At 31.3% G+C, this 12,418-nt stretch carries 16 protein-coding genes and 2 pseudogenes; 7 read left to right on the top strand and 11 right to left on the bottom strand.

Annotation, left to right across the window (positions count from 1 at the left end; translation table 11 throughout):
* The first annotated feature begins 204 nt into the window (after positions 1–204).
* Positions 205–468 (top strand): phage integrase N-terminal SAM-like domain-containing protein, encoded by a 264-nt coding sequence (locus tag K345_RS23750; RefSeq protein WP_425423277.1) that lies wholly within the window; start codon positions 205–207, stop codon positions 466–468.
* Positions 469–575: 107 nt separating this feature from the next.
* Positions 576–710, top strand: a complete 135-nt coding sequence (locus K345_RS23720) for a hypothetical protein (RefSeq protein WP_083963597.1) — start codon at positions 576–578, stop codon at positions 708–710.
* Between the two features lie 96 nt (positions 711–806).
* Here K345_RS23720 and K345_RS0102730 read toward each other — a convergent pair whose 3' ends face one another.
* From K345_RS0102730 to K345_RS23635, 3 genes are all read right to left on the bottom strand, one after another.
* Positions 807–1,751 (bottom strand): hypothetical protein, encoded by a 945-nt coding sequence (locus tag K345_RS0102730; protein WP_028972874.1) that lies wholly within the window; start codon positions 1,749–1,751, stop codon positions 807–809.
* A 147-nt stretch (positions 1,752–1,898) separates the two neighbouring features.
* Entirely contained in the window at positions 1,899–2,420 is a 522-nt protein-coding gene (locus tag K345_RS0102725) for a GNAT family N-acetyltransferase (RefSeq protein ID WP_211227818.1), read from the bottom strand.
* A gap of 284 nt (positions 2,421–2,704) precedes the next feature.
* On the bottom strand, positions 2,705–2,833 hold the full coding sequence (locus K345_RS23635) for a hypothetical protein (protein ID WP_281169296.1): 129 nt from the start codon (positions 2,831–2,833) through the stop codon (positions 2,705–2,707).
* A gap of 80 nt (positions 2,834–2,913) precedes the next feature.
* Here K345_RS23635 and K345_RS0102715 point away from each other — a divergent pair, with 80 nt between their 5' ends.
* On the top strand, positions 2,914–3,747 hold the full coding sequence (locus K345_RS0102715) for a glycoside hydrolase family 16 protein (RefSeq protein ID WP_028972872.1): 834 nt from the start codon (positions 2,914–2,916) through the stop codon (positions 3,745–3,747).
* Between the two features lie 54 nt (positions 3,748–3,801).
* Here the strand turns inward: K345_RS0102715 and K345_RS19400 are convergent, their stop codons facing one another.
* From K345_RS19400 to K345_RS0102695, 3 genes are all read right to left on the bottom strand, one after another.
* Positions 3,802–4,050 carry a hypothetical protein gene (locus K345_RS19400; RefSeq protein ID WP_053228004.1) on the bottom strand — a complete coding sequence of 83 codons (249 nt, stop codon included), beginning with the start codon at positions 4,048–4,050 and terminating at the stop codon, positions 3,802–3,804.
* A gap of 172 nt (positions 4,051–4,222) precedes the next feature.
* Positions 4,223–4,483, bottom strand: coding sequence for a DUF3781 domain-containing protein (locus tag K345_RS0102705; RefSeq protein WP_037570976.1), 261 nt, complete (start codon positions 4,481–4,483; stop codon positions 4,223–4,225).
* A 328-nt stretch (positions 4,484–4,811) separates the two neighbouring features.
* Positions 4,812–5,675, bottom strand: coding sequence for a hypothetical protein (locus K345_RS0102695; RefSeq protein WP_028972870.1), 864 nt, complete (start codon positions 5,673–5,675; stop codon positions 4,812–4,814).
* 225 nt (positions 5,676–5,900) lie between these two features.
* Here K345_RS0102695 and K345_RS22745 point away from each other — a divergent pair, with 225 nt between their 5' ends.
* Both K345_RS22745 and K345_RS23715 read left to right on the top strand, forming a co-directional pair.
* Entirely contained in the window at positions 5,901–6,113 is a 213-nt protein-coding gene (locus K345_RS22745) for an ATP-binding protein (protein ID WP_083963596.1), read from the top strand.
* Between the two features lie 158 nt (positions 6,114–6,271).
* Positions 6,272–6,370: pseudogene (locus K345_RS23715) on the top strand (tyrosine-type recombinase/integrase); the annotation flags it as partial.
* Positions 6,371–6,752: 382 nt separating this feature from the next.
* On the opposite strand, the gene K345_RS19395 reads toward K345_RS23715, so the two are convergent.
* Positions 6,753–7,232, bottom strand: coding sequence for a YfbM family protein (locus tag K345_RS19395; protein ID WP_053228003.1), 480 nt, complete (start codon positions 7,230–7,232; stop codon positions 6,753–6,755).
* 239 nt (positions 7,233–7,471) lie between these two features.
* On the bottom strand, positions 7,472–8,284 hold the full coding sequence (locus tag K345_RS0102680) for an EFR1 family ferrodoxin (protein ID WP_028972869.1): 813 nt from the start codon (positions 8,282–8,284) through the stop codon (positions 7,472–7,474).
* Between the two features lie 354 nt (positions 8,285–8,638).
* On the opposite strand from K345_RS0102680, the pseudogene K345_RS23630 reads away from it, so the two are divergent.
* Positions 8,639–8,836: pseudogene (locus K345_RS23630) on the top strand (helix-turn-helix domain-containing protein); the annotation flags it as partial.
* A 212-nt stretch (positions 8,837–9,048) separates the two neighbouring features.
* A complete protein-coding gene (locus tag K345_RS23540) occupies positions 9,049–9,681 on the top strand; it encodes an IS30 family transposase (RefSeq protein WP_083963594.1) in 633 nt (210 codons plus the stop codon).
* Positions 9,682–9,789: 108 nt separating this feature from the next.
* Here the strand turns inward: K345_RS23540 and K345_RS0102670 are convergent, their stop codons facing one another.
* The 3 genes from K345_RS0102670 to K345_RS0102665 all read right to left on the bottom strand — a co-directional run bounded on the left by K345_RS0102670 (position 9,790) and on the right by K345_RS0102665 (position 12,273).
* A complete protein-coding gene (locus K345_RS0102670; protein WP_028972868.1) occupies positions 9,790–10,698 on the bottom strand; it encodes a hypothetical protein in 909 nt (302 codons plus the stop codon).
* 118 nt (positions 10,699–10,816) lie between these two features.
* The gene (locus tag K345_RS23020) at positions 10,817–10,987 is read right to left on the bottom strand and encodes a hypothetical protein (protein ID WP_156888274.1); all 171 of its coding nucleotides are present in this window, start codon (positions 10,985–10,987) and stop codon (positions 10,817–10,819) included.
* Positions 10,966–12,273 (bottom strand): toll/interleukin-1 receptor domain-containing protein, encoded by a 1,308-nt coding sequence (locus tag K345_RS0102665; protein WP_028972867.1) that lies wholly within the window; start codon positions 12,271–12,273, stop codon positions 10,966–10,968. The genes K345_RS23020 and K345_RS0102665 overlap by 22 nt, the downstream gene beginning before the upstream one ends.
* Between the last annotated feature and the right edge of the window lie 145 nt (positions 12,274–12,418).

Below are 12,418 nucleotides of genomic sequence, written 5' to 3'. Positions count from 1 at the left end.
AGAAAATTTAACAAATCATACAATCCTAAACTAAGCATAATAGAAAACCGTAAGGCCTTTTATGAAAGTTTATCTATCCATTATAAAGAATGGCAGATTGAACAAGCTACAGTGGCAATCTCCATTTTTACAAGAGTAAATAGCGACCTTTTCGAGATTAAGCCTCCGGATATTACCACAGAGGGGACCAATTATATTCAACGAATGAAAAGGGAATTACGGCTTCAACATAAATCCTATGCCACTGAAAAGACTTATCTACATTGGCTTGATTCTTTTTTGAAGTATTTTTCGGATTACCCAGAGGATGATTTCTCAGAAAATGCATTAAAAGACGATCTTACCTATTTGGTGTTGAAAAAGAGTGTATCCTTTTCCACCCAACGTCAGGCATTTCGATGCAATATATGGAGGAGGTTTACAGTTAAGAGAATGCTTTCATCTACGTGTAAAGGATTTGGATTTTGAGAAAAAAATAATAACAGTGAGAAAAGGGAAGGTGGGCAAAGATCGCTTGACCCTATTGCCTTCAGGATTAATCAGGCAACAGTTCATACCATTAGTCAGGTTACGACATACGAACCATACAAGAGTTGCTAGAACACTCCTATATCTCGACTACCAGGATTTATACTCATATAACCGACAACAGAACAGTCACATATATCTTGGAGCAAAATCCAATCAAGGATTACATTAGTTGTAGATAACGTCGCCATCAACTACAAAATTGTCCACGAAGTGGTTGGCGCATATTTTGCGTAAGGGAAATGTTTGGTAAAATTTTGTCAGGTTGCATGGCTTTGTTATATTACAATCTTATTTTTACTACATATAAAATGAGTTTTAAGTATTGGCACCGTTGCTTTCAAGGAAATGTTTATGACTTTTTCTTTTATGGATTCAGGCAACTTATCTGTTATATTCAACGGTTCATGGTTAAAAAAATTTATTTCTGGGAGAATCTGCAAATTCCTTTTTTTACCATCTTTATAAAAAAGATACTTGGAAAATTTTAATTTTATAGTTTTTTCTTCTTCGAATAATAAAGCATTTTTGTCATCATGTTTTTTCAAAATAAGGTACATATGTGTAATTATATTGCATTTTTCCGCATAGTCTTTGAATAGCTTATCTATTTCAAAAAGCCTTTTACTACAAGAAAGCCAATGATTAAAAATGAATAATTTTAAAGGTACATAAATAAAATTGCTTTTTAATTTTGTTAATAAGAAAATCTCATTAAACCCACTACCAATAACTGTCTTAATAAAATTTTGAGTTAAGTAAACGCTACTATTCGTACGGCTGAAGTAATCTGTATGATCATCTATTATTAAATTAAAGCTAATACAATTAGAATCATATTTAAGCATCTTTTTATTTTTATCTTCGATGCAATTCTCAAGGACTTCAATATTTACGATAGGTTTATTTGAATCAATGATTGCATTAACTTTTTGTTTATCTCTTTGTGGTGATATTAATTCTATTTCTCGAATGTTAAATCTCCCTTTATCACGTTTATCAATATTTTTGCCCGATATGACGTCTTCTATGTAGTTTGGAATCTTTTCTATTCTTGCATATCCTTCATGTGTAAATAATCGAGTTATCTCAATACCTATTTTTTTACTACAATCAGGTTTTAATTTTAATATAAAATCTGGACATTCTGTTTGTTCGCAGTAAAAATTATAGAATGAATAAATTTTTTTTAAGATTGATAATTCTTCTTCCTTTTTATTCATATAAATTGTGATCCTCCAGCAATATAACGACTCGAATGAGCTACAGACAGTACATAGACGTGATTTTTACTTCGCAAAAAGCATGACGATAGGGCTGACTGCGCCATTCGTTTTGTTATCTTGCGATCATAGTATTCATCATTTTGCCTAAAATTCTTTTTCAAAACATATAGCCAAATTGTTTCCTACATATTTGCCATAATTTTCAATTACATAATATCCATTTCTTAAGTAAAACCTGACCGCTTTTTCATTTACCTTTCTTGTTTCTAGTCTTATTTTTTTATATCCAATAGACATTGCATGTTTTTCCAAACTTTCTAAAATACGAGTCCCAACTTGTGGTTGTTTTGAATACATTCTTTTTATCTCAGCACATTGTCTATTCATTGGACGAATGGCACCACATCCTATCGGTTTATTATTTTCATCTCGTGCTATTAAGAAAATAGATTTATCGTTTTTTAAATCATCAATACAAAATGATGACTGCCCTCCATTTCCAGTAATAGAAGTTAATACTCCTGATAATTCATTCATAAGCTCAAGAGCATCTTCATTATGTGGATCTTCTGGTAAAATTGTTAGTTTCATAAAACTCCGCGAATAAATGCTAAAAGCTATTCTCATAAAATCAATACTTTCACCATGGATGTCGTAATCTTTCATTAAAAAATATTGATACTTTTTGCCGATAACATGTCATGACTGAAGTAAATCCAGCACCTTGGGGCTTGATTAACGTCGACAAAAGTGTAACATACTTTTATTGATTTTTGTCAAAGGATCAATTTGGCTGGAGCTAAGCGGAATCAATTATGACCTGTTATCGGAAGTAAGCCCCGGATTAAATAAATGAACAATTTCATGAATTTGCAATAATTCAAATTTAATTTTAGGAACAAAAAATAAAGTATTACTATTTCCAGGAAAACTTCCTATTGAAGATAGATTTATGAAATCTTAGGGAAATCCATCTTTTGTATACCTATCTTAAGGCTAATAGAATACTCTTCACATAAAGACCTAAAGCTTTGTTGCCCTTTTTTTGCTTTTAGAATAACTTCTTCTTTCAGATCCATAGTTTTTTCTCCATGTCCTGAACCTCAACTGTTAACTATGTCTTGACCCTTTCCTTAGTTTTCATACTACACTATCTTATATGAAAACAAAAATCGCCTTGACCTTATTCTTATGGCTAACATCGTGCTCCGTTATCCCCCAGACAAAAGCCAACAACCTTCCTCCAAGCTTCCCACCAGAAGACTACAGCCTTATCTGGTCGGATGAGTTCAATACAGACGGACTGCCCGATCCTAAGAACTGGATCTATGACACAGAAGCCAATAAAACAGGGTGGTACAACAACGAGCTCCAGTACTACGCCGTTGCCAACCCAGATTACTCCCATATCGAGAATGGAAAATTAATCATTACAGCCCGGAAAGAAAAACTCACAACAAAATCCGATTACGGTGGACAGGAATACACTTCAGCCCGCCTCATTACCAGAGATAAAGCAAGCTGGACCTATGGTTTCATAGAAGTCAGAGCCAAACTCCCAAAAGGTGTTGGGACATGGCCAGCTATATGGATGCTAGGAACAGAGGACCAACCATGGCCGGTAAATGGCGAGATAGATATTATGGAACAAGTAGGAAAAGATCCAACAAAGATTCATGCGACCATTCATACAGCAGCCACAAAAGGAACCTTCGGTATTGGTACCTCAACAACTATAAACGATGCAGATACAGCCTTTCATAATTATCAACTCTATTGGACAGCTGAATACATCATTATCGGAGTAGATGATGTACCTTATTTTACCTTTAAAAATCCTGGGACAGGTACGAAAGAATGGCCCTTCGATAAACCACAATATCTCATACTCAACATAGCCATTGGTGGAGATATGGGAGGACCTGAAGTTGATGACGATATTTTTCCCACATCCATGGAAGTGGATTATGTTAGGGTCTACCAAGCAAAATAGGCCATTGCTCACTTAAGCTTTGTTCTTAACTGCTAGATGACTTTAGGAAAAGCTTCAATCGGTAGTGTACTTAATTGCAATTGCTTTTATACCATAAGCTTCGAACGATGTAAAAAGCATATCTCCTATGGAAATACCATAACCATAGGTCGCTGCTTTACCTATTATAATAATTCCATCAGCGCCAATTTCTTTTGATTTCATGAGAATCTGATCCATTGCCCAATTATCATCTGTATCTTCACAAGATATTTCAGCGAGTTCAATATAAGATATAAATATCAATAATAGAACATAAAACACTAATGGTCACATTAAGCAATATATTAATATGATAGTCAACATAGAGTAGCCCCAGGAAGTGTCTTGGATATTTAACTCCCTATGAGGCTTTTAAGAAAAGTGTTGCACTCCAGATTTGACCTCAGGGAAGACTAAAGCGTATCAGTACCTGAGTTCAAAGAGAAAGCTAAGCTTAATTATTCATTCGATCAACTGTAATAACTCTGTATGTATTTCTATTAACTGTGATTTTTATCATTTCCCTTTTATTCTCAAGATAGAAGTTTTTTCCATGGATCTTAATATCCTCTTCTAGAGTTTCTTCTATAAGCTTTATAATAAACTCTTCGATTTCTTGATCAGGCAGATCTATACTTAACTTCTTTCTGATGCATCCGTATACAAGCTCAGTGTAACAGAGTTTATTCAGTATTTCTCTTTTATGATGTTTCATTCTGATTTGATCACTTCCTTACCTTTAGTGGTGATTGATAACACAGTTTTACTTTATTTTATACGCTTCAATCCATTCATTTTCACGCCCATTGTAATGATCTAACAAACGTACTTCTACTCTCTCAGGACTCCAAGCGACCACACGTTCTAGCCCCATGCACTCTTCATTGGTTATATGACGACGTATTTCCCCATTAGCATAAATTCGATAAGACTGGCAGACTTTGGCAAGCTTGTATTTCTTTTCATTATGGTGTTTTGTGGTAAATCAGTATCATACAAGCTTTTTTTATTCGCTATGAATTAAACCGGACAGCAGTGATATATTACAATAAGTGTTTAGTTTTCCAAAGTTTCATTCTATTTATCTGAAAGCTTCTTCCAAGTTGTTCATATGCCTTTTCCATCAATTCAATAATTTCCAAATTAAAAGGAGAATCATACCAAATGCTTTTTAAGAAGACTAAAGCTGATGCAGGATATTCTTCATTTAAAGCAGTGCGAGAAAGTTCTAAACAACTATCGATATCAGAAGAATGATTTTCATAATTCCCAAAAAATTCCTTTTTAGCAAGGACTCCTATACCATCACTTGTTTTTTCATATCTCCAATTGTGAGGTATTTTTAAATGAACATCAAAATCATTTTTATTTACAAAATATTGATAATATTTTTGAATATCTATATTCAAAGATTTTAACAATTCGATTTTTTTTTGATTCTTTGAAGATTTAATTTTTGCATCAATATTAATCTTTTTCCAGTCATCCGGTAGGCCGAATAATATACTAACAATTGCTTGGTCAGAATTATCACCAATCCATTTAACTTTCTGATCATATGGATTATATAAAACACATGGATATTCTTCAAAATCCAATTCTGGGGCATGAACAATCCAACTATAATTCATGCCATCAATTCCTGTATATGAAAAAGGGACTAATTCAAAAGGGATATTGTAATTTAATTCAGGATAATAGTCGAAATCAGGTTCTTCATAGTCAAAATATGAATTCAATATTGATGGAGATAAATCATTTAATGATGAAACAGTTTTCCAAGCTCTTTCATAAGGAGCTTCATATTGTTCACTATTTTCTTCTATGTATTTTAGAAGATATCCAAATGATTTGGGGATGTTAATGTCATCTGTTATATTTTTCATAACAATTGCATTATCTGCCATGAATGGTAGATTTTTCCTTCAATAATAAATTTATTGTCGCGTATTGCCAATAACGTTTCAAATTTACAAGAAGTTGGCTTGCGTAGCAAGTCAATTTGGGAAAGACCTGAGACCGAAGCTTGAAAAATCGGTTATTGGCAGTATGTGCTGGAGTTCCAAAGTAGTGGGCTATGGATGGCAAATGGTTGCAGCTAAAGAATCAATCATTACAGAATTTAACCTTTAATTTTTCAACAGGTTGTTATACTCGATGATTTTGGACTAGAAAAATTGGGTTTAGTAAGTCGTATGGCTTTACTTGAAATTATTGAAGATAGGCATAAAAGAAAACCTATAATCATCGTACCACAGATACATGTTTCTACATGGCATGACATAATTGATGAGCCTACTATAGCAGATGCTATTCCTGATCGTCTTTTCTACAATTCTTCTTAAAGAAATCAGTGCGATTCAATCCGCTTTTTCCCAATTTCCAAAGATGATAGTCCAATAATCCAATTTGGTGTCCATGTAGTTTTCTCCAAGGAGCAATTATCTATGCTTATGGTAATATCTTTTAGAGCCTATGATTTTGACAGTTACAGTATGACACACAAACCGTACAAGAGTTGCTAGGACACTCCAATATCTCGACTACCAGGATCTATACTCATGTAACCGACAACAGAATACACACATATATTTTGAAGTAAAATCCAATCAAGGGTTATGTTAGTTGTAGATAAGGTCCATTTAACCTGCCAGATTTTCACGAAGTGTCTTGGATATTTAACGCCCTATGAGGCTTTTAAGAAAAGTATTGCACTTCAGGTATGAACTTAGGGATTTAAAGATTTTTTATTATTTTTAAAACAGTAACTGTTTTTTTGTTAATTATTTACAATCGTTATTTTTTATCTATTTTAGGCATGTAGATAACGTTTCGCGAATATGCGAAGTTGCTTCAGTCCTTTGTGGTCTTGATAAAAGCTAGGAAAAGTATAACATACTTTTTTCAGATTTTATCAAGGAAGCAATTTGGGTGGAGCGAAGCGCAACGCATATTCGCTGTTATGTACCTCGCAAAAGGGAGTGTCAGTTGATGAAAAGAATTAGACCTTCTTTTTCATCTACAGCATTATTTATAAACAGTTTCAATTCTTGAAAATATGCTTTTATATAATCTATATCTTCTTGTCTATTCCAAACTTGAGGATAAATTTCATTCATAGATAATTTTCCAACTAAATCGTCTGTTGAAAAATTAAATGAAGATGAATTTAAAAAGTCATTAATATTCTTGACTTCACTAGATAAAAAAGTTCTTGCAGGTCCATATCCCAAATCAATGTTTCCAATAGGTTGTCCACTCATTAAAAAATTTTGAGGAGGGTCTCCTTCCCAAGCTGAACCTGAAATTATAAAATGAATTGCATGCCAGCTTTTATCAAGATCTAATCTTTTTGAACTATCAATATTAGATCCATAGACAAAATCTTCTATTAGATTTGGGTTGGTATGAAACTCATTTATTTTGGCATCTTCACACCTAACCAAATTGCCAATCATACTCATATGTTTCTCCTTTTACGAGGTATTTTAACATAACGTTCCGCGAATATATGAAGTTTCTATCAAAAACGGAGTTTCAAGATAACGACGATTTGAGTAGCAAAATTGTTCGGCGTCTTCGCCGAATTGGCGCGATTCTGGAGTGAGGGCCATTGCCCGAACGTCTTTAGCCAGAATCGTGACAATAAATTTTGACTACTCCAAATCTCTTGTTATGCCGCAATATTATTATAGCAGATAAATTAACTATATGTATTTTGTTCCATCAACTCTTCAATTTTTATATCTTCTGGATATATTCTATTTTGTTGCTTAGATTTTGTTTGTCTAATTTGTATCGATTCTGTTGGACATCTATGTAGACAAGCTAAACAAAAAACACAGTTAACACTTTCATCCCAATATGGTTTATTGTCTCTAAATTTAATTTTTTGAACTGGACAGATTCTTGCACATTTACCACATGAAATACAGGATTCATCTGCATAAAAAGCTTTTTCTAATCTATAATATTTGGTTAGATGATTTAAAGATCTAACAATCGGGAATATTGTATATTCTAATAAGTAATTTCTATAGGTCATTTTTTTAGATATCTTTCTTTCATTTATTATTTGTGCAAATTTCTTAACTTTTTCTTCCATTTTCGTTCTTTCATTTTTTACACTATTATCAACTATTACTTTAAAAACTATATCGAAAGTATTGGGAGTAACTATAAAATTAAACGCATTCAATTCTTTTTTATTCTTCTTTAATTGCCTACTTATCGTTTTGAAAACATTTGCAGGAGCTCCCCCACATGTAACCAATGAAAAAATATATTTGGCTTTTGGACAATAAAATCTCTTAATAAATTCCTTATAATTTTGTGGTACATCAAATGAATGCATTGGAAATAAAAAGCCGACAACATCTGACTCACTTTCAATCCTTTCAACTTTCTTCAATGAATTAATTGATATTAGTTCTACTTCATTGTCTAAGTTTTGCTTTAACATTTTTGCACATTTTAAAGTAAAACCTGTTCCAGTAAAATAATATATTTCGGTCATTTTATACTCCTACTAACTAAATACTTACTTAATATATATTCAAAATTTTTATTCGTTTTTATGCAATTTATTATGTGTTTCATCATTAGCTTATAAAAACATCTCATATAATTTTTCTGAATCAACATCGAATGTTGAAGACCATTAATCCTTAAATAGGCTAAAAACTAAAACAGGTATGATACCTGTGAAAAATTCAGTTACCATGTATTGATTTATATCACTGTCAAAATTAAATCCATTCTTTTTCATTTTCTCTATAAATTGTAAACCCGAATTCAAACCTGAAGTGCAACAACTAGAAATAAAGCAAAGAAAAACATAGAAGTATAAATAAAAACAAGATATCCTCTCTTGGATCTCTATTACCACATAAATTATCAAAGAAGTGAGAATATCTCGCAGAGAAAAAATATCACATCCAACACTCTTTATTATAGCCATATTAGCCAAGAAGAACGTGAAAAAATTATGATTTTATTAACCAAAGGACTTAATCAAAGAACAATTGCGAATAAGCCAGGTCGAAATGTAAGTACAATCTCTAGAGAATTGAAACGTAATAGGGACTTACGCTCTGGAGAATACAGATCAGTCTTAGCAAATCGAAAAAGTAGCAATAGACGGTCTTCTATAAATAAGTCCAAGGTTCTATCTCAAGACCATATTTCCTATATAGAAGCTAAGTTAAAAGACGGTTGGTCTTCACAACAAATCACACAAAGACATAAATTAGAGCATGGAACAGGCTTTATAAGTCATGAATCTCTCTATCAGTATATTCACAAGAGAGCTCTGCATTTAGCACAACAACTTGTAAGAGCAGGAAAAAAAGGAAGAAAAGAAATCTTTATACCTCAAAACATGACTCAAGAATACCTCACAGACGAAGTATCGACCATAGACCTAAAGAAGTGGCCCTACGACAGACAATTGGTCATTGGGAAGCTGATACTATTATATCAAGGCAAAGTAAGTCTTGCTTATTTGTATTAGTGGAAAGAAAAACAAGACTAACATTAATAGCAAAGATGAGCAGTAAAAGTTCCGAGCAGATGCGAAAACATTTAACAAAGCGACTCTCCAGATTTCCTTCTTCCATTAGGAAAACTATTACCTTTGATAATGGAACAGAGAACACTAAGCATATAGATATTGATAAAGAGCTGGGAACAACATCCTACTTTTGTCATCCTTATCATAGTGGGGAAAAGGGCAGCGTAGAAAACGCTAATGGTCTTATTAGGCAATATATTCCTAAGAAAACTGATATTAGAAAAATTAGTAATGACACGATAATCAATATAGAGTATGCACTAAATAATAGACCAAGGAAGTGTCTTGGATATTTAACGCCCTATGAGGCTTTTAAGAAAAGTGTTGCACTTCAGGTTTGAACTCAGGATTTGAAAATTTGGCCTATACCTTATACCTATTGCAAATGATTTCAATTTCTTATTAAACATTTTATCCTCCCTTTAAGTTTCTGTTGATTATATTCTCAATCAGCTTATGACTTCTGTTTGATATTTACCCCACATTTTATAATCAGAAACAATATAAAGATATGTACTTAAGTAAATAATAAAAGAAATAGCATTTACTATCTTATAATTTTCTTTGATTTCAAAATCATTGATGTAGAAGCTATGAATTAAATCTAAATGAGTTTGAAGTTTTCTTAAATTTGGAATTTCCATTATATCAAAAATCTCATATTTATTTTCCGAAACAAGCTGTTCCATTCTACGTTTTAGATCTTCTATTGTAATTAGATTTTTTTTATACGTTTCTTTAAAAGGCTCTATTTTTTTATAAATATCTATTAATATGGATTTGTAATCCTTCTTATCAATACTATTATAAATCAATTCATAATTCCAATTTATAATTGGAGATGACATAATATGTTCTTCAGGTGATTCAATATTATTTCGAAAGAAAAAATTATTAATAAATTTAAAATATTTATTAGTGATCTTGAAGTATTCGCTATTTATATATCTCAAATGATTTAATCTAAAATTTAAGTTTAATCCATATTGATAGAGTAATTCATGATCATAATATTCACGTATTTCTTTTACCAATTTTAATAATGAATATTTCAAGTCAACTTTATTTTTTTCAATGAAACAATACTCTTCAAGAGTATTTCCGATTTCGTCTATTAATCCAGTAGACTTTTCAACTAATTCATTCGTTATCTCGGTAAACCGATTATCAATAAAATGGATTTCTTCTATATACTTTTCACTTGCTTGGCTAAATGCTATAAGGGAATTTGACCTTAACTCATTTTTTGAAATATCAATAGAGTTCCTATTACTTCTTCTAGAAGATGTTATTGAATGAATTAATGAAAAGCTTGCAATTAAAACACTAAACAATGAAATACTTATACTGAGTTCCATACTTTTCCTCTTGGAATATAACGTCGTTTTCAGCTGCAGACCGTTAAGCTGGCGTGGTTATTGCGGAAGCAAGAACCATGACAGTAGGGCTGACTGCTGCAAAACTTTGTTATATACCCTATATATATTCTTCTATTTCTTCTTCTGTTAAGTACATCTGTTGATTTCCGATTGTTTCATTACTAATTTTTTTTATTTCATTTATATATTCATAAGTAAACGTCATAATACTTTGATCAAAACTCAAAATCGATTTTATTGGTATGGCTAAGAATTTTTTATTTTCCATTGAGGGTAATCTGAATCAATAAAGTCCTCTTTGATTTTTGAATAACTATATATCTTTGCTTTACGAATATCCCTTCTGTATCCCTTATATTCACTTTTCATCCATGTAAAGTAATGTTCATTAATTGATCTTGGTATATTCATCAGAAAATAACCATTTTGAAGTTTTATATTTTTATTCTCGGGATTTATTATGTTATATATTGTTTTGAAGTTTTCTAAAGTAACATCATTACCTAGTTTTATCAGTTGAAGATCTGAGATGATTTTTAGGAATTCAGATATATTCCTTTGGATATTTTCTACAAATTTCATTTCTTCAATAATATCACTTTGATTTAAAGCAGATATCTTCTCTTTTGATGTATTTAATTCATTATATTTGTCTTGCCAAAAACGTATATATTCAGCTCTATCAATTGCATTAAAGATTTTTGCATCATTAGTAATGATTGGAAGGATTTTATTTATATAATCTTCATCCTTAATAAATTCTAAAATCTCATACATGCAATTTTTGGATTTTAAATAATAATCACTTATAAGGATTAAACAATAATCAGCAATTCTAATTTTCCCCATGAATTCCTTTATGCTATCTTTATATTTTATATCTCTCTTATCACGTTGTAAAATTATATCCTTAGTATTAAATAAAATATCTAATTCATCAGCATAATTTTCATTAGACCATGAATAAGATATAAATACTTTTAATTCAGAGTGATTTTTTGTTAATGTAATTGAAGGTTCCTTTGGAATTTGCTTCAAACCAATTAACTTTTTTCCAGCTAAAATTCTATTTTCCAATTTTTCTATTTTTTCAAGTATTTCTTTACTTATGGAAACACCTTTGTAATCACCATAATCATAAAACTTTTGAACTTCATTAAGAAATGGAATACATGTCCTATTATCAAATAATTTATTTAATCTATCAGCTGATAAATCTAAATCAGAAATTCTTTTTGCTTCTGATGGATAGACTTCATCGATTAATGTTGTTACATCATAAACCTTAAGAAAATATAATTTCCATTCGATTACTTTATTTGAGTTACCCGAAAGAGATAATACTTCATCAGGAATATCAGCAGCAATATATAAATATGATGGTCCTTCGATTTCTGATAAACATTTATCTCCTCTTATAATTGCTTGCATATCATGAATCATATCAATATCATCAATACAATCGCAAAAAACAATAAATGAGTTCTCATGATGTCTAAGGTAACCTAACTCAGAATATAAGTATGGGATCTTATTTTTTCTATAAACAATCATTTAGGTACAACCTCGATATAAAATTAAAACTATAGTTTTCTTTCCTAAAGTGTATATAACGTCCAAATCAGCTGCAAGTTCGTTCGCGAAGCGATTGGCGCGATTTTTGAGTTCAGCGACGATTAGTCGATGAACGGCCGAAGGC

Source organism: Spirochaeta cellobiosiphila DSM 17781 (genome assembly GCF_000426705.1).
Classification (GTDB): Bacteria; Spirochaetota; Spirochaetia; order DSM-17781; family DSM-17781; genus Spirochaeta_E; species Spirochaeta_E cellobiosiphila.
The sequence above is the reverse complement of the archived record's forward strand: the minus strand, read 5'-3'. Positions and strand labels throughout refer to the sequence as shown.

Excerpts from the sequence above, each read along its gene's own strand:
- K345_RS23635 (WP_281169296.1), bottom strand. The coding sequence starts at position 2,833 with ATGGATCTGAAAGAAGAAGTTATTCTAAAAGCAAAAAAAGGGCAACAA.
- K345_RS0102730 (WP_028972874.1), bottom strand. The coding sequence starts at position 1,751 with ATGAATAAAAAGGAAGAAGAATTATCAATCTTAAAAAAAATTTATTCA.
- K345_RS0102695 (WP_028972870.1), bottom strand. The coding sequence starts at position 5,675 with ATGGCAGATAATGCAATTGTTATGAAAAATATAACAGATGACATTAAC.
- K345_RS0102705 (WP_037570976.1), bottom strand. The coding sequence starts at position 4,483 with ATGAAACATCATAAAAGAGAAATACTGAATAAACTCTGTTACACTGAG.
- K345_RS0102670 (WP_028972868.1), bottom strand. The coding sequence starts at position 10,698 with ATGGAACTCAGTATAAGTATTTCATTGTTTAGTGTTTTAATTGCAAGC.
- K345_RS0102665 (WP_028972867.1), bottom strand. The coding sequence starts at position 12,273 with ATGATTGTTTATAGAAAAAATAAGATCCCATACTTATATTCTGAGTTA.
- K345_RS0102715 (WP_028972872.1), top strand. The coding sequence starts at position 2,914 with ATGAAAACAAAAATCGCCTTGACCTTATTCTTATGGCTAACATCGTGC.
- K345_RS0102680 (WP_028972869.1), bottom strand. The coding sequence starts at position 8,284 with ATGACCGAAATATATTATTTTACTGGAACAGGTTTTACTTTAAAATGT.
- K345_RS23020 (WP_156888274.1), bottom strand. The coding sequence starts at position 10,987 with ATGGAAAATAAAAAATTCTTAGCCATACCAATAAAATCGATTTTGAGT.
- K345_RS19395 (WP_053228003.1), bottom strand. The coding sequence starts at position 7,232 with ATGAGTATGATTGGCAATTTGGTTAGGTGTGAAGATGCCAAAATAAAT.
- K345_RS0102725 (WP_211227818.1), bottom strand. The coding sequence starts at position 2,420 with ATGAAAGATTACGACATCCATGGTGAAAGTATTGATTTTATGAGAATA.
- K345_RS23750 (WP_425423277.1), top strand. The coding sequence starts at position 205 with ATGAAAAGGGAATTACGGCTTCAACATAAATCCTATGCCACTGAAAAG.